The organism is Streptomyces sp. NRRL WC-3626 (assembly GCF_000718785.1).
Taxonomy (GTDB): Bacteria; Actinomycetota; Actinomycetes; order Streptomycetales; family Streptomycetaceae; genus Streptomyces; species Streptomyces edwardsiae.
Genome location: NZ_JOCA01000030.1, coordinates 16,978 through 36,937, shown reverse-complemented (window position 1 = coordinate 36,937; position 19,960 = coordinate 16,978). Strand labels below are relative to the sequence as shown.

General features: G+C 72.6%; 18 protein-coding genes. 4 read left to right on the top strand and 14 right to left on the bottom strand.

Annotated features, from left to right (window positions below; genetic code table 11):
* Positions 1 to 80: 80 nt before the first annotated feature.
* The 3 genes from IF28_RS0132795 to IF28_RS0132785 are packed head-to-tail and all read right to left on the bottom strand — an operon-like array spanning position 81 to position 2,834.
* On the bottom strand, positions 81 to 770 hold the full coding sequence (locus IF28_RS0132795) for a response regulator (RefSeq protein WP_030228178.1): 690 nt from the start codon (positions 768 to 770) through the stop codon (positions 81 to 83).
* The gene (gene macS, locus IF28_RS0132790) at positions 767 to 2,005 is read right to left on the bottom strand and encodes a MacS family sensor histidine kinase (RefSeq protein WP_030228175.1); all 1,239 of its coding nucleotides are present in this window, start codon (positions 2,003 to 2,005) and stop codon (positions 767 to 769) included. The genes IF28_RS0132795 and macS overlap by 4 nt, the downstream gene beginning before the upstream one ends.
* A 25-nt stretch (positions 2,006 to 2,030) precedes the next feature.
* Positions 2,031 to 2,834, bottom strand: coding sequence for a lysophospholipid acyltransferase family protein (locus tag IF28_RS0132785; RefSeq protein WP_037894564.1), 804 nt, complete (start codon positions 2,832 to 2,834; stop codon positions 2,031 to 2,033).
* Between the two features lie 189 nt (positions 2,835 to 3,023).
* Here IF28_RS0132785 and IF28_RS0132780 point away from each other — a divergent pair, with 189 nt between their 5' ends.
* Both IF28_RS0132780 and IF28_RS0132775 read left to right on the top strand, forming a co-directional pair.
* Entirely contained in the window at positions 3,024 to 3,821 is a 798-nt protein-coding gene (locus IF28_RS0132780; protein WP_030228170.1) for an alpha/beta hydrolase, read from the top strand.
* The gene (locus IF28_RS0132775; protein WP_030228169.1) at positions 3,814 to 4,419 is read left to right on the top strand and encodes a hypothetical protein; all 606 of its coding nucleotides are present in this window, start codon (positions 3,814 to 3,816) and stop codon (positions 4,417 to 4,419) included. Before IF28_RS0132780 ends, IF28_RS0132775 begins: the two co-directional genes overlap by 8 nt.
* Before the next feature lie 6 nt (positions 4,420 to 4,425).
* Here the strand turns inward: IF28_RS0132775 and IF28_RS0132770 are convergent, their stop codons facing one another.
* From IF28_RS0132770 to IF28_RS0132745, 6 genes are all read right to left on the bottom strand, one after another.
* A complete protein-coding gene (locus tag IF28_RS0132770; protein ID WP_030228168.1) occupies positions 4,426 to 5,181 on the bottom strand; it encodes an endonuclease/exonuclease/phosphatase family protein in 756 nt (251 codons plus the stop codon).
* Between the two features lie 102 nt (positions 5,182 to 5,283).
* Entirely contained in the window at positions 5,284 to 6,237 is a 954-nt protein-coding gene (locus tag IF28_RS0132765) for an ROK family glucokinase (protein WP_030228167.1), read from the bottom strand.
* Between the two features lie 126 nt (positions 6,238 to 6,363).
* Positions 6,364 to 6,906: a DUF5304 domain-containing protein gene (locus IF28_RS0132760; RefSeq protein WP_030228166.1), complete on the bottom strand. Its 543-nt coding sequence runs from the start codon at positions 6,904 to 6,906 to the stop codon at positions 6,364 to 6,366.
* A 57-nt stretch (positions 6,907 to 6,963) separates the two neighbouring features.
* Positions 6,964 to 8,142, bottom strand: a complete 1,179-nt coding sequence (locus tag IF28_RS0132755; protein WP_030228163.1) for an ArsA family ATPase — start codon at positions 8,140 to 8,142, stop codon at positions 6,964 to 6,966.
* A 357-nt stretch (positions 8,143 to 8,499) separates the two neighbouring features.
* Entirely contained in the window at positions 8,500 to 8,943 is a 444-nt protein-coding gene (locus IF28_RS0132750; RefSeq protein ID WP_030228160.1) for an SRPBCC family protein, read from the bottom strand.
* Positions 8,944 to 9,037: 94 nt separating this feature from the next.
* Positions 9,038 to 9,835: a metallophosphoesterase family protein gene (locus IF28_RS0132745; RefSeq protein WP_030228158.1), complete on the bottom strand. Its 798-nt coding sequence runs from the start codon at positions 9,833 to 9,835 to the stop codon at positions 9,038 to 9,040.
* Between the two features lie 299 nt (positions 9,836 to 10,134).
* Between IF28_RS0132745 and IF28_RS0132740 the strand changes: the two genes are divergently transcribed.
* Positions 10,135 to 11,931 carry an AMP-dependent synthetase/ligase gene (locus tag IF28_RS0132740; protein ID WP_030228156.1) on the top strand — a complete coding sequence of 599 codons (1,797 nt, stop codon included), beginning with the start codon at positions 10,135 to 10,137 and terminating at the stop codon, positions 11,929 to 11,931.
* A gap of 128 nt (positions 11,932 to 12,059) precedes the next feature.
* On the opposite strand, the gene IF28_RS0132735 is transcribed toward IF28_RS0132740, so the two are convergent.
* Positions 12,060 to 13,202: a glycosyltransferase family 4 protein gene (locus IF28_RS0132735; RefSeq protein WP_030228154.1), complete on the bottom strand. Its 1,143-nt coding sequence runs from the start codon at positions 13,200 to 13,202 to the stop codon at positions 12,060 to 12,062.
* Between the two features lie 123 nt (positions 13,203 to 13,325).
* Here IF28_RS0132735 and IF28_RS0132730 point away from each other — a divergent pair, with 123 nt between their 5' ends.
* Positions 13,326 to 14,555 (top strand): glycosyltransferase family 87 protein, encoded by a 1,230-nt coding sequence (locus IF28_RS0132730; RefSeq protein ID WP_030228152.1) that lies wholly within the window; start codon positions 13,326 to 13,328, stop codon positions 14,553 to 14,555.
* Positions 14,556 to 14,872: 317 nt separating this feature from the next.
* On the opposite strand, the gene IF28_RS0132725 is transcribed toward IF28_RS0132730, so the two are convergent.
* From IF28_RS0132725 to IF28_RS0132710, 4 genes are all read right to left on the bottom strand, one after another.
* Positions 14,873 to 16,063 carry a hypothetical protein gene (locus IF28_RS0132725; RefSeq protein ID WP_030228148.1) on the bottom strand — a complete coding sequence of 397 codons (1,191 nt, stop codon included), beginning with the start codon at positions 16,061 to 16,063 and terminating at the stop codon, positions 14,873 to 14,875.
* Positions 16,064 to 16,095: 32 nt separating this feature from the next.
* Positions 16,096 to 17,106 (bottom strand): C40 family peptidase, encoded by a 1,011-nt coding sequence (locus tag IF28_RS0132720; RefSeq protein ID WP_030228145.1) that lies wholly within the window; start codon positions 17,104 to 17,106, stop codon positions 16,096 to 16,098.
* A gap of 188 nt (positions 17,107 to 17,294) precedes the next feature.
* Entirely contained in the window at positions 17,295 to 18,335 is a 1,041-nt protein-coding gene (locus IF28_RS0132715) for a C40 family peptidase (protein ID WP_030228143.1), read from the bottom strand.
* Between the two features lie 257 nt (positions 18,336 to 18,592).
* Positions 18,593 to 19,936, bottom strand: coding sequence for an NYN domain-containing protein (locus IF28_RS0132710; protein ID WP_030228140.1), 1,344 nt, complete (start codon positions 19,934 to 19,936; stop codon positions 18,593 to 18,595).
* Positions 19,937 to 19,960: the final 24 nt, after the last annotated feature.

The following is a 19,960-nucleotide window of genomic DNA, read 5'->3' as shown; positions in this document are numbered from 1 at the left end:
ACCTGGCACGGTAAGGGTGATCCGGGTCACATCGACATGGCCGGGACGGTCAATTCCTCGACGGAGAGGGGTCGTTGGGCCTATTCGTCGTCGAGGCCGCGCTCGATGGCGTAGCGGACGAGCTCGACGCGGTTGTGCAGCTGCAGCTTGCCGAGGGTGTTCTGTACGTGGTTCTGCACGGTGCGGTGCGAGATGACGAGGCGTTCGGCGATCTGCTTGTAGCTGAGACCCTTGGCGACCAGGCGCAGCACCTCGGTCTCGCGGTCGGTCAGCCGGGGCGCGCCCGGTTCGCCGGAGCCGGGGGCGGCACCGGCCGGTTCGGAGGCGAGACGGCGGTACTCGCCGAGGACCAGTCCGGCGAGGCCGGGGGTGAACACCGGGTCGCCGGCCGCCGTACGGCGTACCGCGTCCCGCAGGTCCTCGGTGGAGGCGGACTTCAGCAGGTAGCCGGTGGCGCCGGACTTGACGGCCTCCAGGACGTCGGCGTGCTCCCCGCTCGCCGACAGCACCAGCACCCGTACGGCGGGGCCGGCGGCGACGACCTCCTTGCAGACCTGGACGCCGGGCTTGCCGGGCAGATTGAGGTCGAGGACGAGGACGTCGGGTGCGACGGCCTTGGCGCGGCGCACCGCCTGCTCGCCGTCGCCGGCGGTGGCGACGACCTCGAAGCCGGACTCGGACAGGTCGCGGGCGACGGCGTCGCGCCACATGGGGTGGTCGTCGACGACCATGACCCTGATGTTCTCGCGCTCCTCCGTGGTGTCCGTCATCGCCGTTCCGCCTTCCCCCGCCGCGTGTCCGTTTCCAGCTGATCCTTGGGCAGTTTCAGTTCGACCTCCGTGCCCTGCCCCGGTACGGAGATCAGTTCGGCGCTGCCGCCGAGGTCGCGCAGCCGGCCCCGGATGGAGAGGGCCACGCCGAGCCGGCCCTCGCCCTCGGCCTGGGCGAGCCGGCCGTCGGGGATGCCGGGTCCGTCGTCGCGGACGGTGACGATCACCTCGTCCGGTTCGTCCTCGACGAGGATCCAGGCGCGGGCTCGCTCCCCCGCGTGCGCGCGGACGTTGTCCAGGGCGGCTCCCACGGCGGCGGCGACCTCCCGCGCGGCGGGCGCCGGCAGCCGGACCGGCGCTCCGGGCTCCGCGAGGCTGACCAGGGCCCCGGCGTAGGGGGCGAGGAGGACCCGCAGGTCGACCGGCTCGTCGCCGGTGGTGTCGTCCTCGTCGACGGCCCGTACGACGGCTCCCTGGGCGGTGTCCTCGGAGGCGCGGGTGACGGGGACGAGACCGCCGGAGACCAGGGTGCGCAGGGCGACCTCCTGCTCGCCGGCCATCCGGCCCAGCTCCGCCGCCTCACCGCCGATCACCGCGCCGCGCCGCTGCACCATCGCCAGGACCTGGAGCACGCTGTCGTGGATGTCCCGCGCGAGCCGCTCGCGTTCCCTGGTCGCCGCCTCGATCTCCAGGGCGCGGGCGAGGGTGCGCTCGGAGGCGCGGGCGACCTCGACGACGTAGCCGATGGCGATGGAGGCGACCCAGACGAGGATCACGTTGTGCACGGTGTCGCGGGCGGGGCCGCCGCGTTCGATCAGGTTGGCGACGGCGACGAGGGTGGAGGCGAGGGCCGCCCAGCGCCAGCCGCCCTTGATGGCGAAGGCGAGCACCGATCCGGCGGTCCAGATCGACGGCAGGGTCGGGCCGCCCGCCTCGACGCGTGCGGGCGCGTCGGCGATCGGGGTGAGCAGGATGCCGGTGAGCGCGATGGTCAGGTCGGCGGTGAGGAAGCGTTTGGTGCAGGCGGCGGCGCTCGCCGTCCTGGGCAGGGTGGCCAGGGTCCACACCGCGAGGACGATGTAGTAGCCGACGGCGATCCAGGGGCGGGGGAACGTCTCGTAGGCGGTGGCGAACAGGCCGATCGCGTAGAGGAGGGTGAGGATCCGGTAGCCGGTGAGCGCACGCCACAGCGGCTGCTCGACCGACATGCGCATGACTCGTTCGCGCCTGGTCATGTCCCCCACTCCCCCGAGCCCACGTCTACGGGCCGGACGGTCTCCCGTCCTGCTCCCGGCCGGTCTGCTCCATCGCGGCCTTCAGTTTGTCGGCCTGTTCCTTCTCCGCGCGGGCGAGTGCGGCCTTCGCCGCCTTCTCCGCTTCCTTCTCGGCCTTGGCCGCCTCCGTGAGCTGACGCTTCATGGCGGTGGCGTACATGTCGACGTACTCCTGGCCGGACAGCTTCATGATTTCGTACATGACCTCGTCGGTCACCGCGCGCAGGACGAAACGGTCGTGCTCCATGCCCTGGTAGCGGGTGAAGTCCAGCGGCCTGCCGATCCGGATGCCGGGCCGCATCAGCTTCGGCATGACCTGTCCGGGCGGCTGGATCTTCTCCGTGTCGATCATCGCGACCGGGATCACGGGCGCCCCGGTGGCCAGCGCCACACGCGCGAGACCGCCGGGCTTGCCCCGGTAGAGGCGGCCGTCGGGCGAGCGGGTGCCCTCCGGGTAGATGCCGAACAGCTCGCCGCGCTCCAGCACCTCTATCCCGCTCTTGATCGCGGCCTCACCGGCGCCGCGCGCGCCGGACCGGTCCACCGGGAGCTGACCCGCGCCCTTGAAGAAGGCGGCCGTCAGCCGGCCCTTCATCCCCGGTGTGGTGAAGTACTCGGCCTTGGCGATGAAGGTGACCTTGCGGTGCAGCACGGCAGGCAGGAAGAAGGAGTCGGAGAACGACAGGTGGTTGCTGGCCAGGATGGCCGGTCCGTCGGCGGGGATGTTCTCCAGGCCCTCCACCCAGGGCCTGAACGCGAGCTTCAGCGGCCCTCCGATGGCGACCTTCATCGTGCCGTACAACAACCGAGTGCCTCCCGTGCGTGTTGGTCAGACCATATCCCGGAGCGCCGTCAAAGGGTCCGACGGCCCTGGTCGGTGTCAGTGCGGTCGCGTACGGTGAAGGTCCTGCAACCCTTGTGCGGCGCGTGCCGCGATCACCCTGACGTGCCAGACCTTCCTACGAACAGGAGGCCGAAGGTGCCGCTCCTGCCCGGAGCCGAGCCGTTCCGCCACGAGGGCGGGGAGACCGCCGTCCTCCTCTGCCACGGCTTCACCGGTTCGCCTCAGTCGCTGCGCCCGTGGGCGAAGCATCTCGCCGCCCGCGGTCTGACCGTCTCACTGCCGCTGCTGCCCGGGCACGGCACCCGCTGGCAGGACCTCGGGGTCACCGGCTGGCAGGACTGGTACGCGGAGGTGGACCGCGAGCTGCGGCTGCTGCTGGAGCGCCGTGAGCGGGTCTTCGTCGCCGGTCTGTCGATGGGCGGCGCGCTGGCGCTGCGGCTGGCGGCACGGCACGGTGACGCGCTCCGGGGCGTCGTACTCGTCAACCCCGCCAACAGGATGCACGGGGTGGCCGCGCACGCCCTCCCCGTACTGCGCCATCTCGTCCCGGCGACGAAGGGCATCGCGAGCGACATCGCGAAGCCGCAGAGCAGGGAGCTCGGCTACGACCGGGTGCCGCTGCACGCGGCGCACTCGCTGCGGAACTTCTTCCGGCTGGTCGACGGCGAGCTGCCCCAGGTCACCCAGCCGTTGCTGCTGCTGCACAGCCCGCAGGACCATGTGGTGCCGCCCGCGGACTCGGCGCGGATCCTCGGCCGGGTGTCGTCGACGGACATCACGGAGATCCTGCTGGAACAGAGCTACCACGTGGCGACGTTGGACTATGACGCGGAGCGGATCTTCGAGGAGAGCACCGCGTTCATCGGCCGGCTGACGCCCGGCGCCGTCAGGGAGCCGGGTCTCGGCAAGGAAGGGACGACCGCAGGTGGCTGAGCACGACTCGGACCGCGAGGACCGCGAGGGCCGTGAAGGCCGTGAAGGCCGTGAGCCGGAGGAGAAGGGGGTCCCCTTCGACGAGTCCGCCGCGTGGGAGGCGATCGTCGCCGGGTACGGCGACGAGCCGCCGGACCCGCCGGGCGCCAAGCCGTTCAAGTCCGTCGAGGATCTGGCCCTGCTGGAGCCGGAGACCAACGACGGCGAGGCGGGGACGACGACGACACGGAAGGCCGAGGAGAAGCCGGCCAAGCCGCTGGGCGGCTCCGTCTCCTTCGCGCCCGGGGTCGGCGGACCGCGCGACTACAGCGTGCCGGAGCCCTCGGACGATGATCTCGACGAGACCGACGAGGGCCACTTCGTCCCGCCGGAGCCTCCCCCGCTGCCGGACGTCGACGTCACGTCGAGGTTCGCCTGGCTGGGGGTGCTGGGCGGCCCGCTGCTGCTTCTGCTGGCGGTACTGCTCGGCTGGGAGATGTCCTGGTGGCTGACCACCCTGTGCATCGGCGGCTTCCTGGGCGGCTTCGTCACGCTGGTGATGCGGATGCGCACGGACGACGAGGACGAGGACGACCCGGGGCGCGGCGCGGTGGTCTGACGCCGGTCAGACGGCGGGCACCCGGAGGGCGGCCAGCACCGGAAGGTGATCCGTGGCCGCCGCGAGGTCGCTCTCCCTCACGCCGGGCTGCCCGACCGGCACGCCGCACCCCAGGACCTCGACGCCCTTGCCGACGAACAGGGCGTCGATCCGCCGGTGCGGCTCGTCGCGGGTCCAGGTGTGCTCACCGCCCCAGGGAGCGGCGTCCCAGCAGTCGGTGAGCGACTCGGTGAGCCGCCGGAAGGTACGCCCGTCCGGCCGCTCGTTCAGATCACCGCCCACGACGGCGTGCTCGGCACCCATCCCGGCGAGCCGGTCCAGCAGCATCCCGCCCTGCGCGTACCGCTCGCTCTTCTCCAGCGAGAGGTGACAGCTCAGCACCGCGATGCGCGCACCCCCGAACCGTACGACGGCGGTGGCGAACCCACGGCGGTGCTGCCCCGGTGTGAGCGGCAGCAGCACATCCTCGGTCCGCTCGACGGTGGCCCGCAGCGAGCACAGGATCGCGGGCCCGGCGGCGGTGGCACCCCCGGACAGGACGACGAGTCCCGTTTCCGAGGCGAGCCGGGCCAGCTTCTTGCGCCAGCGGAAGAACCGCGGTGCCTCCTGGAGCAGGACCAGATCGGGAGCGCAGGCGATGATCACCCGAGCGAGCGCGCCGGTGTCGTCGCGCATCGAACGGATGTTGTAGCTGAGCACCCGGATGACGGCCGAACCGTCGGACTCGGTCCGGGAGTCGGGCAGCAGCGGAGTCGTCGCCATGCGGATCAACATACAGCGGCGGGCACTTGAGGGCGGTCACGGCCGCGCCCGCCGTCCCCGGAGGGGATCAGGCGGGCGCGGCCGTGCGTGGAGGCAGGGGTGTCACATCACCGGGTCGGGCTCCCGGGCCAGGTCCGCCGCGCCGACCAGGCCCGCCTTGTTGCCCAGTTGGGCGGCGAGGACTTCGGCGACGGGGCGCCAGTTGCTGCCCACCAGCCAGCGCTTGTAGGACTTGCGGATCGGGCCGAGGACCAGTTCGCCCTCGTCGGAGAGGCCGCCGCCGATGATGAACGCGGAGGGGTCGAAGAGGGAGGCCAGGTCGGCGAGGCCGGCGCCGACCCAGCGGGCCAGCTCGCGGTAGGAGTCGACGGCGACCCGGTCGCCCTGGCGGGCGGCCATGGAGATGTGCTTGCCCTCGATACCGTCGGGCGTGCCGTCGCCGAGGGAGAGCAGCGTCTCCGCGTTCTCCGGGGTGGCGTTGGCGCGCTGCTTGGCGTAGCGGACGAGGGCGCGGCCGGAGGCGTACTGCTCCCAGCAGCCCTGCGAGCCGCAGCCGCACAGCAGGCCGTCGGGCACCATGCGGATGTGGCCGAACTCGGCGGCCACGCCGAAGTGGCCGCGGCGCAGCTTGTTGCCGATGATGATGCCGCCGCCGAGGCCGGTGCCGAGCGTGATGCAGATGACGTTGCGGTGGCCGGCGCCCGCGCCGAACTTGTACTCGCCCCAGGCCGCCGCGTTGGCGTCGTTCTCCACGACGACCGGGAGTCCCGTGCGGGCCTCGACCTTCTCCTTGAGCGGCTCGTTGCGCCAGTGGATGTTGGGGGCGAAGTAGACCTCGGAGCGCTGGCGGTTGACGTATCCGGCCGCACCGATGCCCACGCCGACGATGTCGTGCCCGGCGCGCGCTCCCTCCACCGCGGAGGCGATGGCGTCCACGATGCCCTCGGGCGTACCCGGTGTCGGCACCTTGTGGGTCGAGAGGATGTTGCCTTCCTCGTCGACCACGCCGGCCGCGATCTTCGTGCCGCCGATGTCGACGCCGATGGTGAGTCCCATGAATCCCTCAGTTTCGGTCGAGCCCCGCTACCGCCAACGGTACCCGAGGCGCTGCCCGCGAGGGCCGTGCGTCCGTACGGTGAACGGTCCGGCGGGACCATGGGAACCCCGCCGGGGAACGCGGTGTCAGTCCAGGTCGATGCGCTCGCCGGGGCCCGTTCCGGGGTCGTCGCCCCGGTCCCGGCGCTCTTCGGGGTCGCGGGGGCCGGACTCGCGGGCCGTCCAGCGGCGCTCCTGGTCCTGTACGGCGGAGCGGTAGGCGGCGAGCAGTTCGCTGCCGGCGGCGGCGAGGTGGTCGAAGACGTCCGGGTTGCGTTCGATGACGGGTTCGACGGCGGCCTTCGCCTGCTGGACGACCTGCCGGACCACCTGCTGCGCGGCCGGCCCGGCGACCGCGCCGAGCAGCGGGGACTGCAGGCCGGAGAGCTTGTCGGCGATCGTGTCGACGAGCTTCTTCAGCTCCTCGGCGGCGGAGCCGGGGGGCGGTCCGTACTCGGCGCGGCGGCGGGCCTTCTCCGCCTCCAGGTCCTCGGCGGCGGCGGTCGCCCAGGCGTCGGCGTGGGTCTCGGCCGCGGCCTCGGCTTCCGTGGGGGCCGCCCGTACGTCCTCCGCCGGCTTCTCGACGATCTCGTCCCCTGCGTCGTCGGACGGGGGGAGCTGTTCGCTCATGACGGGCTCCTGACTGCGGGTGGCACTGTCGACGGTACCCGAACGGCCGGTGCCGGTTCAGCGGGTGCGCGGCCACAGTGCCGGATCCGGACGGAACCGGATACGGAGTTCGCCGTCGCGCAGGGCCGCGCCCGCGACGGTGCAGCGGCGCAGGGCGGAGGGCAGCGGGACGGTGCGGCGGAACGGTCCCGCGGTCACGACGATCTCGTCGCCGCGCCGGACCAGGTCGAGCTCGTCGCGGCGGGCGCCGGGGAGGGGGACGTGCCAGACCAGGACGCCGTCGTCGTCGGCGAGGTGGTCGGTGACCGGCCAGGTGACGGTGCCGGACCCGGTCGGGGCGGGGGGTACGGCGAGGGCGGCGAGGTCGTCGGCGCCCCGGGGGTCGCGGCCGAGGTGGGCCACCGGGTGGACGTCGTACGACTGACGCCACTCGTCCAGGGTCTTGCGCTGCTGGGCGACGGGGCCGGCGAGCCAGCTGTCCGGGTCGCTCTCCGGGAGGACGCGGTTCGCGATCAGCGCGTCCGTGCGCAGGCCTCGCAGGGCGAGGCCGAGGGTGGCGGTGCGTACGGCGTCGGCGCCGGCCGGGCCCGGTTCGGCGACCAGGCGTACGACGGTGCCGCGGTCGGCGAGTACGGCCTCGACGGCGGCGAGTTGGAGGTCGAGGCGGGCTGCCGTCTCGTACAGCCACTCGGCGGGCATGGGGACGCCGGCGAGGCGGCCGAGCATGGGGCGCAGGGCGCGGGCGGCCTGGCGCTCGGGCGGGAGGAGGCGGCGGAGGTAGCGGCGGAGCTCTTCGGGGAGGGCGAGGAGGGTGAGGGCGCGGGGGGTGGGCGGGAGGTCGACGACGAGGAGGTCGTACGAGTCGTCGAGTGCGGCGTCGCGCAGGGCGCGGAGGATGGCGAGTTCCTCGGCGCCGGGGAGGGGGGTGAATTCCTCGGGGTCAAGGCGGGGGGTGCCGAGGAGGTCGAGGGCGGGGGCGGCGCGGGTCTGGAGGGCGGTGAGGTCTTCCCGGGCGGTGGTGTCGGGGTCGATGCGGCGGGTGGTGAGGTGGGGGGTGGTCTCGGCGCCCAGTGCGGAGTGGAGGGGGTCGGTGGGGTCGGCGGGGTCGGTGGGGTCGGTGGGGTCGGTGCCGAGGAGCAGGGTGCGGGTGCCCTCGCGGGCCGCGGCCAGCGCGGTGGCGGCGGCGGTCGTGGTGCGGCCGCTGCCGCCGGGGCCCGTGATCAGGAGGGTGCGCATGGGGGTGAACGGTAGTGGAGGCGGGCGGGGGGTGTTGCGCGGCCCGGCGTTCGCGGGGTGCCGCCGCGCCCACCCGTGCCGCCCCAGCGGCACGATTGCCCGCAGTTACGCGGCGCGGGCGCCCGCAGGGGCGGGGCGAGCGGTGGGCCGCGTGACGGTGGTGCGGATGACCGCAGGGGCGGGGCGGCGCGGATGCCCGCAGCTACGCGGCGCGGGTGCCCGCAGGGGCGGGGCGGCGCGGGTGCCCGCAGTTACGGCGCGCGGGTGCCCGCAGTTACGCGGCGCGTGGTGGGCCGCGTGACGGCGGCGCGGGCGCCCGCAGGGGCCGCGGGGGTGAGCGTCGCCCCGGCGGCGCGGTTACTTCGTGGGGGATTCCACTCGCTTTTTCAGGCCTGCCAGGGCTCGGTCGATGATGACCTTTTCCGCCTTGCGTTTGATCATGCCGAGCATGGGGATCTTGACGTCGACCGTGAGGCGGTACGTGACCTCTGTGGTGCCCGGGGTGGTGGGGGTGAGGGTGTACGAGCCGTCGAGGGAGCGGAGCATCTGGGACTTCACCAGGGTCCAGGAGACCTCGTGCGCGCCGGTCCAGGTGTAGGCGAGGGTCTGGTCGTCCTTGATCGCGCCGGCGTCCATGACGAGGCGCACCTGCTCGGCGCGGCCCTCGGCGTCGGTCGCGAGGACCTCCGCCTCCTTCACCTCACCCGTCCAGTCCGGGTAGCGGGCGAAGTCGGCGATCACCCCCATCACGTCGGCCGCCGCCGCCTCGATCGTGATGCTCGAGCTGGTGTATTCCGCCATCGCCGTGGCTCCTCCAGATGCGGGCCGGTAGTCGTCGTGCGGGGGAAGGCTATCGCGCGCCCCACCGGCGCAACTCACCCGACCTGGGGCATCGTCACCATTCCAGCCGCCAGGGCCGCCCGCGGCTCGCGAAGTGGCCCACGTTGACGCACTCGGTGGCGCCGATCCGCATCCGCCGTGCCAGCGGCTGGTGGACGTGTCCGAACAGGGAGTAGCGGGGCCGGGTGCGGCGGATGGCGTCCAGCAGGGCACGGCTGCCGCGTTCGAAGCGGCGCGCGACGGTGTCGTAGACCAGCTCGGGCACCTCCGGCGGGATGTGCGTGCACAGCACGTCGACCTCGCCCACGGCCTCGATCTTCGCCGCGTACTCCTCGTCACCGATCTCGTACGGCGTCCGCATCGGCGTACGCAGCCCGCCGCCGACGAAGCCGAAGGTCCAGCCGCCGATCTCCACCCGCTGTCCGTCCAGCACGGTGATGCCGGAGCCCGCGTACTCGGGCCACAGGGGCGGCATGTCGACATTGCCGTAGGTCGCGTACGTCGGGGTGGGGAACGCGGCGAACAGCTCGGCGTACTGCTTGCGCACCGCCTTCTCGATGGCCGCGGCCTTGTCCATGCCGATGCCCTCCCACAGCCCGCGCTGGAACTCGCGCGCCTCCTCGAAGCGCCGGGCGGTGCGCAGCTCCACGATGCGGTCGGCGTTCTCCCGGCCGAAGAGGTCGGGGAAGATGCCCCGGGAGTGGTCGGCGTAGTCCAGGAAGAGCACCAGGTCACCCAGGCAGATCAGGGCGTCGGCGCCCTCGCCGGCCCGGGCGAGGTCACGGGCGTTGCCGTGCACGTCGCTGACCACATGGACGCTTCTCCGCCGGTTTCCGCCTGGTGTGGATGCCATGGCGATCAAGGGTAAGCGTGTGCGGCATGCGTGAACAATGGCGTGCCTACCTGCGGTTACTGGCCCGGCGGTTCAGGGGTGGACTACTGTGCGCAATGAAACACCAACCCGTGTGACGCAGCGAACATCTCGCGGGGACCCCCTGTCGTAGAAGCCATACCGGCGGGTAACGTCCGGGCAGTCCAGTCGTGCTCAGGATTTCAACATGTGAATCCGCGAGCACCCGCCCGAGCCTTGGACCGCACCGTCGTCGCATCGCACAACGTCGTGGCGCCGGCGCCCTAAGAGGAGCAGCAGTCTTGCGCGAGTTCAGCCTTCCGGCCCTGTACGAGGTCCCCGCGGACGGCAATCTGACCGACATCGTCCGCAGAAACGCCGCGCAGCACCCCGATGTCGCCGTCATCGCCCGCAAGGTGGGCGGGACCTGGCAGGACGTGACGGCGACCACCTTCCTGGCGGAGGTGCGGGCGGCCGCCAAAGGCATGATCGCCGCCGGTGTGCAGCCCGGCGACCGGGTCGGCCTGATGTCCCGCACCCGCTACGAGTGGACGCTGCTGGACTTCGCCATCTGGAGCGCCGGCGCGGTGACCGTGCCGGTCTACGAGACCAGTTCGCCGGAGCAGGTGGCGTGGATCCTCAGCGACTCCGGCGCCACCGCCTGCTTCGTGGAGCTCGACGCCCACGCGGCGGCCGTGGAGTCCGTACGCGACCGGCTGCCCGCGCTGAAGAACCTGTGGCAGATCGAGGCCGGCGCGATCGGGGAGCTGGACCGGCTCGGCCAGGACGTCACGGACCGGACGGTCGAGGAGCGCAGCTCCTTCGCGAAGGCGGACGACCCGGCGACCATCGTCTACACCTCCGGTACGACCGGCCGGCCCAAGGGCTGTGTGCTCACCCACCGCAGCTTCTTCGCCGAGTGCGGCAACATCGTGGAGCGGCTGCGGCCGCTGTTCCGCACGGGCGAGTGCTCGGTGCTGCTGTTCCTGCCGCTCGCGCACGTCTTCGGGCGGCTGGTGCAGATCGCGCCCATGATGGCGCCGATCAAGCTGGGCTGTCTGCCCGACATCAAGAACCTCACCGACGAGCTGGCCGCGTTCCGCCCCACGCTGATCCTCGGTGTGCCGCGCGTGTTCGAGAAGGTCTACAACTCGGCACGGGCCAAGGCGCAGGCCGACGGCAAGGGCAAGATCTTCGACAAGGCGGCGGACACGGCGATCGCCTACAGCCGGGCGCTGGACACACCGTCCGGGCCGTCGGTCGGTCTGAAGGTCAAGCACAAGGTGTTCGACAAGCTGGTCTACGGCAAGCTGCGCGCGGTGCTGGGCGGGCGCGGCGAGTACGCCATCTCGGGCGGTGCCCCGCTGGGCGAGCGCCTGGGCCACTTCTTCCGCGGGATCGGCTTCAGCGTGCTGGAGGGCTACGGCCTCACCGAGTCGTGCGCGGCGACCGCGTTCAACCCGTGGGACCGGCAGAAGATCGGCACGGTCGGCCAGCCGCTGCCCGGGTCGGTCGTGCGGATAGCGGATGACGGCGAGGTGCTGCTGCACGGCGAGCACCTGTTCAAGGAGTACTGGAACAACCCGGCCGCGACCGCCGAGGCGCTGGCCGACGGCTGGTTCCACACCGGGGACATCGGCACCCTGGACGAGGACGGTTATCTGCGGATCACCGGCCGCAAGAAGGAGATACTGGTGACGGCGGGCGGCAAGAACGTCGCCCCGGCGGTCATCGAGGACCGGATCCGGGCGCACGCGCTGGTCGCGGAGTGCATGGTCGTGGGCGACGGGCGGCCGTTCGTGGGCGCGCTGGTCACCATCGACGAGGAGTTCCTGGGGCGTTGGGCCGCGGAGCACGGGAAGCCGGCGGGGTCGACGGCGGCTTCGCTGAGCGAGGATCCCGAATTGAACGCGGCGATTCAGACGGCCGTCGATGACGGGAACTCGGCGGTTTCCAAGGCGGAGTCCGTGCGGAAGTTCCGGATTCTGCCGGCTCAGTTCACCGAGGAGTCCGGGCATTTGACTCCGTCGCTGAAGCTGAAGCGGAATGTCGTGGTCAAGGACTACGCTCATGAGATCGAGGCGATCTACGCCAAGTAGTCGGTGGTGGGGCGCGGTTCGGGGTGCGACTATGGCGCCGTGGGCGGGTGCGATGTGGCTGGTCGCGCAGTTCCCCGCGCCCCTGAGGGAGTCGATCTCGCCGGAGGAGTCCCGCCGCCTTCGGCCCTTCAGAGAAGGTTCTTGAGGTGTTCGGCCAGTAGGTCCCAGCGCCATTTCTGTTCCACCCATTCCCTGCCCCGTTCGCCCATTCGCCGGCGGAGTTCCCTGTCGGCGAGGAGGGTTGTGATGCGGTCCGCCGTCTGGGCGGGGGAATCGCCGGGGACGACCCAGCCCGTCTCGCCGTCGAGGACCGCGTCGGGGGCGCCGCCGGAGTCGCCGGCGACGACAGGAAGGCCGGTCGCCGAGGCCTCCAGGTAGACGATGCCGAGTCCTTCGACGTCCAGGCCCCCGCGCCTGGTGCGGCAGGGCATGGCGAAGACGTCGCCGGCGCCGTAGTGGGCGGGCAGCTCGGACCAGGGGACGGAGCCGGTGAAGCGTACGGAGTCGGCGACGCCGGTGACGGCGGCGAGCTTGCGCAGGTCCTGCTCGTAGGGGCCGCCGCCGACGATCAGCAGGACGGCGTCCGGTTCGGCGGCCAGGATCGCGGGCATCGCCCGGATCAGCGTGTCCTGCCCCTTGCGCGGCACCAGCCGGGAGACGCAGACGACCACCGGGCGGTCGGTCAGCCCGAGGCGGGCGCGTACGGCGTCGCCGCCCGAGCCGGGGTGGAAGGTCTTCTCGTCGACGCCGGGTGGCAGTTGCACCATCCGGGAGGCCGCCTCGGGGGTGAGCGCGGTGGCGATCCGGGAGCGCGTGTACTCGCCCAGGTAGGTGATCGTGTCCGTGGACTCGCCGATACGGCGCAGGAGTTGGCGTGCGGCGGGCAACTGGGCCCAGCCGGCCTCGTGGCCGTGCGTGGTGGCGACGATCCGCCGGGCGCCCGCGCGGCGCAGTGCCGGCGCCATCAGGCCGAGCGGCGCCGCCGCCCCGAACCACACCGACGTGCACCCGTGCTCGCGCAGCAGTCCCACGGCCCGCCGGGTGGCGGCAGGAGTGGGCAGCAGCATCGTCGTACGGTCGCGTACCACGGTGAAGGGCTGCTCGGCGTCGAAGGCCGCGGTCGCCTCGGCACCCTCCCGGGAGCGCTTCCAGGTGGACGCGTAGACGACCACCTGCTCGGGGTCGAGCCGTAGCGCCATGTTGTGCAGGAACGCCTGGATGCCGCCGGGGCGGGGCGGGAAGTCGTTGGTCACGATCAAGGTCTTGTGCATCGTCGCCGACCCTACCGAACGGGGGGTACGGCGTCCGCCACGGCGGCGTTCCGTGGCACGTGCACAGGAGTCCGGGACATCATGGCTGCGCACGGACCCCCACACCGGACGGGCAGGGAGCACATGAGGACGACGGCCGTACGGGGCTCCCTCGCCGGGCTGCTGCTTCTGTGGGGACTGACGCGGGCCGCGCTGCTGCTGTGCGTTTTGAAGGTGATCGCCTTCCCCGGGCCGGACGTCACCACCGACGTGTCGGTGATCTACCGGGGCTGGTACGACGTCCTGCGCACCGGGACGTTTCCGCTGGAGGACGTCACCTGGCAGTATCCGCCCGCCGCGGCGCTGGCGGTCCTCTCCCCCGGGCTGCTGCCCTTCCTGGAGTACGCCACCGCGTTCTTCGTGCTGGCGCTCGTCGCCGACCTGGTCACGCTGGGGCTGCTGCTGCACGGGGGGCGCGGTGCCGGGCGGTCGGCGCGCGGGGCGTGGGTGTGGGTGGTGGGGGTGCCGCTGCTCGGGCCGACGGTGTACGCGCGCTACGACGTGATGGTGACCGCGGTCGCCGTGGCGGCGCTGCTGGCGGCCGTCCGCCATCCACGGCTGGCGGGGGTGCTCGTGGGGTTCGGGGCCGTGGTGAAGGTCTGGCCGGCGCTGTTGCTGGTCGGGGTACGGCGCTGGGGGGCGTGGGTGTGGGCGGTGGGGACCGCCGTGGGGGTGGCCGGGGTGTTCGCCGTGCTGATGCCGGGGGCGTTCGCGTTTCTCGGGTTTCAGCGGGATCGGGGGACGGAGGTGGAGTCGCTGGGGGCGCTGGTCTTTCATGTGGCCCGGCACCATGGGTGGGAGGGGCAGGTGCTGCTGAACTACGGCTCGGTGGAGTTTCTGGGGCCGTATGTGGGGTGGGTGAGTACGGGGGCGCTGCTGCTGAGCGGGGGTGCGTTGGGGTGGCTGGTGTGGTGGCGGGTGCGGGCCGGCCGGCTTTCCGCGTGCGGGGTCGCTGACGCGGCGTTCGTGGCGGTGCTGTTGTTCACGGCGACGAGTCGGGTGATCAGTCCGCAGTACATGGTGTGGCTGGTGGGGCTCGCGGGGGTGTGCCTCTGTTTTCGCGGGAGTCGGATGGGGGTGCCGGTTGTGCTGGTGCTGGGGGCTTCGCTGGTGACGGTGCTGGAGTTTCCGGTGTGGTTCGGGCATGTGGTGGCGAGCGATGCGCTCGGTGTCGCGCTGCTGGTGTCCCGTAATGGGTTGCTGGTGGCCGCGGCTGTTGTGGCGGGGCGGGTGCTGTGGTCTGCGACGGTGCCGGGGCGGGGCTCTTCTGTGCGGGCGGTCGCGCGTGCGGCGGAGTCGCCGGTGTCGTCCTGACGCCGGCGTCGGTGTGGGCCGGGGGGTGCTCGCGCGGCCCGGCGCTCACGGGGTGCCGTCGCGCCCACCCGTGCGGTGTCGAGGGCCGGGGGCCCTGAGGATTGGCGGGGCGATTGCGCGGCGCCGCACGTCGGTGTGGGCCGGGGGGACTTCGCGCGGCCCGGCGCTCACGGGGTGCCGTCGCGCCCACCCGTGCCGCCCCAGCGGCACGACTGCCCGCGGCTGGCGGGGCACGCGGGCGCGCGGAGGGCGGGGCACGCGAAGGGATGCGGCTGGCGGGGCGCGCGGAGGGCGGGGACCGCGGAGGGTGGGTGGGGTTAGGGGAGGGTGGTTTTCATGTACTGGTGCCATTTGGCTGTGAAGGCTTCTCGGGTGGTGTTCAGGACGCTGTGCATTGCTGATTCCACCGCGCCTTCGCGGTCCTCGTGGGCGCCGACTGCCCGGTAGAAGTCGATCAGGTGCTGTTCGCTCCAGTGGGTCGCGATGAGGCGGCAGGCCAGCCAGCCGCTCTCGTACGCGCGGGCCAGCCGGTCCGCGTCGCCCGTGAAGCCGAAGTCCTCGTCCTCGGGGAGTCCGGCCGGAACCTCGCCGCTGGTCACCGCGTGGGCGAGTTCCGGCGCGGTCTCGGCGGGGGTGCGGGCGCTGCCGCGGTAGCCGACCCAGTCGGCGAAGCCCTCGGACAGCCACAGCGGGGTCGCGGCGGAGGTGTGGGCGCGGGTGGCGACATGGGTCGTCTCATGGGTGAGGACGATCTGCCGGCCCGAGTCGCCCAGCAGTCCGAAGGCGTCCGGGTTGACGATGACCCGGTCCGCCGGTGCCGGGCCGTCCTCGCCGGTGGTGCCCGTGGTGACCGCCGCGATGCCCCGGTAGGAGGAGGCGGGCGAGCCCAGCAGGCCCGCCATGCCCTCCAGGGTCTCCGGGACGAGCACGACCACGCGCCCGGCCCACCGAGGCCCCCACGCGTCGGACACGGCGGGTACGGCGCGGTCGGCCAGCCCGGCGTACTCCCGCAGCTTGTCGTCGGGCTGCCCGACGCCCAGGACCAGGCTCCGCTCACCGCGTACGGCGCGGGCGGCGCCCTGGTCCCACAACTGCTGGCCGGATTTCTGCGCGGGCCGGTCGGAGTCGACGTACCAGCGGCCGTCCCCGTCCCGGCTCAGGCTCAGCGAGCGGGCGGTGGTGACCGGGGACCCGTCGTAGCCCTCGACGCGGTAGCGCAGGTCGGCGGAGGCGGTGGCGGTGTCGCCGGTGCGGTCCAGGGCGGTGACCCGGTACGACCAGTCCGCGAGCGGCACGGCGCGCAGGTTGTCGAACCCGGCCCGGGTGCCGGTACGGGCGTACGCGGCCGGGTCACGGTCGAGAACGGCCTCCGCGCGCCGGTCGAGGACGGCCTGGACCTCCGCGCGGGCGGCGTCGACGGCCGGCCCCGCCCCGCACCCCACGAGGGCGACGAGGAGCAGACACAGCGCCATCACCGACGCACCCGGCACCCGCCTTCGACCAGCCACCTTTCGAGGGTACGGGTGCCGGGCCGGTGCGGTCAGACCCTGGTGACCGACGAGACCGGCATCATCCCGACCGGGTCGTAGCGCACCGGGGCGCCGGGATAGGGCGCGTGGATCACCTGGCCGTTGCCCATGTACATGCCGACATGGCTGGCGTCGGAGCGGTAGACGACCAGGTCACCGGGGCGCGCCTCGGACAGCGGGACCTGCCGGCCGGCGTACCGCTGGGCCTGCGAGGTGCGCGGCAGCGCGACCCCGGCCTGTGCGTACGACCACTGGGTCAGTCCGGAGCAGTCGAATCCGGTGGGGCCGTTGGCGCCCCATACGTAGGGCTTGCCGAGCGCGGAGCGGGCGGCGGCGACGGCGGCCGCCGCGCGGCCCGACGCGGGGACCGCGGGGCCGAGCAGGTCCGCGCGCGCGGAGCGGGAGGCGCGGTCCCAGGCGGCGCGTTCACCGGCCGGGAGGGAGCCGAGCAGCCGGCGGGCCTCGGTGAGCTTGCGCTCGACGGCCCGCTTGTGCGCGGCGACGTCCTCGCGGCTCTTCTCCAGCGCGCCGAGCTTCCCGGCCGCCTCCGCGCGGTCCTGGGCGAGGGAGCGCAGGGCGGCGCGCAGCCTCCTGAGCTCACCGGCCTGATGGACGGTGATCCGGTCCAGGACGGCGGCCCTCTCCAGGTAGTCCTCGGGATCGTCGGAGAGCAGCAGGGTGAGCGCCGTGTCGAGGCCGCCGGAGCGGTACTGGGCGCCGGCGAGTGAGCCCAGCGACTCCCGCATGGTGTTGACGCGCTGCTGCTGCCGGGCGATGCCGTCCTGGGCGGCGGCGATCTGCCGGCGCAGTGCGTCGGCCCGCTCGTCGGCCTCGTTGTACGCCTCGGTCGCCTTCTCGGCCTCCCGGTACAGGCGGTCCACGTCGGCCCGGGTGACGTCGTGCGGTGCGGCCGCGGCCGGTACGGTGCCGAGGGCGGTGGCCGCCGCCGACAGCAGACCGAGGGCGACGACGGCGCCCCGGTCGGATCCGGACGAGGGTGCGTTACGGCGATGGGACCCCACGGGAAGCCGCGCTCCTTCCGCTGGCGGACAGGGAAACGCGGCAGACAGTAGCCGTCACGACGACGCCCGGAGCGTTGGCCGTGTCCGGTGCACACAGTGACGCCCCGCCTGTGACCTGCGTCAGAGGCGGGGCGTGGGGAAGATCGGCGCGGCTGCGAATCCCCCGTTCGGGGGCACGCGGACAGGTGTCAGACGCGGACGCCGAACATGAAGGGGCCGCCGATGGTGTTCATCGACTCGTAGCGGACGACGGTGCCGGTGCGGGGGGCGTGGATGATCTGGCCGTTGCCCGCGTAGAGGCCCACGTGGTGCAGGTCGTTGAAGAAGAACACCAGGTCGCCGACCTTGAGCTGGCTCACGGAGTAGATCCGGGTGCCCGCGCCGGTCTGCGCCTCGGAGGTGCGCGGGATGCCGACACCGGCCTGCGCGTACGCCCAGGAGGTGAGGCCGGAGCAGTCGTAGGAGGACGGGCCGGTGGCACCGTAGACGTACGGGGTGCCGAGCTTGCTCTGGGCGGCGGCGAAGGCGGCGGCGGCGCGGCCGGAGCCGGCCGGGACGTTCACCGAGAGGGCGTCGCGCTCGCTGGTGCGGGTGGCGCGGCTCTGCTCGTCGGCGAGCTGCTGCTTCTCCGCCGCGGTGAGCGTGTTGAGCAGCTTCTGCGCGGAGGACAGCTTGCCCTGGACTTCCTTCTTCTTCTTGCCCAGTTCGGTGCGGGTGGCGGAGAGGTCGTTGAGCTTCTCGGACGCCTCGGAGCGCTGCTGGGCGAGCTCGCGCTGCTTCGCCTGGATCTCCTTGAGCGCGTCGACCTGCTGGGTGCTCAGCTGGTCGAGCGTGGACGCCTTGTCGAGGTAGTCGTCCGGGTCGGCGGAGAGGAAGAGCTGGAGGGAGGGGTCGATGCCGCCGCTGCGGTACTGGGCGCTGGCCATCGAACCGAGGCCGTCGCGCAGCTCGTTGAGCTCCTGCTGGCCCTTGGCGACGTTGTCCTGGATCGTGGAGATCTCCTTCTGGAGCTTCTCCTGCTTCTCCTTGGCGCCGTTGTACTTCTCGGTGGCCTGCTCCGCCTGCTCGTAGAGCTTGTCGACCTTGGCCTTGACCTCGTCCTTGCTCGGCTTCTCGCTCGGCGCCGCGTTGGCGGCCTGCGAGCTCATGACGACAGCGGCGGCGGCAGCGGTGGTGAGCACAGTCACGCGTGCGCGGCTCGGCTGTTTGGGACGACGGTGGGACGCCACGGAGACGAGCTCCTTCTCGAGAGTGATCGCGCGAGCGAGGGTTCGAAGCCTGACCATAGTGATTCTCTTGTGATCAGTTCAAATCCCCGGGCACAAAATCTCCGTCACAGGGCGTTTATTCGGTCCCAACTCACCTGCAGTGACGTCCGATTGACGCTACGTTGCGTGACGGTTCCGTCAATTCGGGCATAGATCCCGTACGTTGCACGGGGGACGGATGCGCAGGATGCGTGAGGTAAGCCCTGTGAGGAAGAGGGTTACGCGAGCCGCTTGAGGAGCATCGCGGAGGCGACCGGGCGCGCGCCGGCGCGGGCCACTCCGTCGGCGACCTCGCGGTCGGTGGAGGCGACGATGACGGGCCGGCCCGGCGGCTCTGCGCGCACCAGCTGGCGGATCAGCTCGTCGGCGGTGACGCCCGGCTTGGAGAACAGCACCCGCACGCCGCGCGGCGGCGCGAGCAGCACCGGGGCGGCCAGTTCGGCGCCGTCGAAGACGCAGGTCACCTCGGCGCCGGTCTGGGCGGCGAGCTGGGCGAGCTGGCCCAGCAGCCGCAGCCGCTGCTTCTCGAGGGGCATCTGGGGGTAGCCGGTCTTGGTGACGTTGTAGCCGTCGACGACCAGATGGGCCTGGGGCAGCGCCAGCAGCTGGTCGAGGACGGCCGGGTCGTGCTCGGACAGCGCGCGGTTGGCGATGTCCTTCGGGGTCATCCGGCCGGGTTCGACGGCGTCCACGGTCTCGGCGGGCCGGACCGACACAGGGGGCAGCGCCAGCTCCCTGCGGAGCCCCTGGGCGGCGTCCAGCACGGTGTCGAGGAGCAGCCGGACCCGCATGTCCTCGACACTGCGGCCCTCGCGGGCGGCCCGGCGGGCGGCCTCGAGGGCGGCCTCGGCCTCCCCGAGGCGGGCCTTGAGGCGCCGGCTCTCGCTCTCGGCGGCCGACACCTGGGCATGGCCCTCGGCGCGTACGGTCTCCATCTCGCCGCGCAGCTTGCGCACGGCGGCCTCGCCGCGCTTGACGTCGCTGAGGGCGGAGCGCAGCTTGCGGTGCAGCGACTCGCTCTCCTTCTTCGCCGCGTCCAGCTCGGCGCGCAGCCGCTCGGTCTCGGACCTGGTGTGCTCGCGGGCGCGGGCGGCCTCGGTACGCAGCCGCTCCAGCTCGGCCCGGGTCTCCTCGTCGGCGCGCTCGGCGTCGGCGCGCTGGGCCTCCTCGCCGGCGGCGGTGACGAGTTTGACCCAGCCGGGCGGGCGGAGCACATAGGCCGCGGCCGCCACGTCGAGCGGGTCCGCGGCCGGGGGCGGGGAGCCGGAGTCGAGGGCGCCGGTCAGTTCCGGCTGGGCTTCTCTGAGCTTCTCGCCGATGCGCTGCCGGAACAGCGGTTCGGTCTCCAGCGCGGCGGCCATGGCGTTGCCGGCGAACTTGGCGCGCCGGTTCGGGGCGAAGCGCGCGTACTGCCGCAGCTGGGCGGGCAGCTCGGCGACCGTGAGGCCGCCGAACCCGTCGGCGACGATCTGTACGACCCTGCGGCGCACGCCGTCGGGCAGCGGACGGTCGAGCACCTCGGCGGCGCCGTCCTGCGGCCCCCCGCCCGTGGTCTCCACCATCCGTCACACCCCAATGCCTGTGTG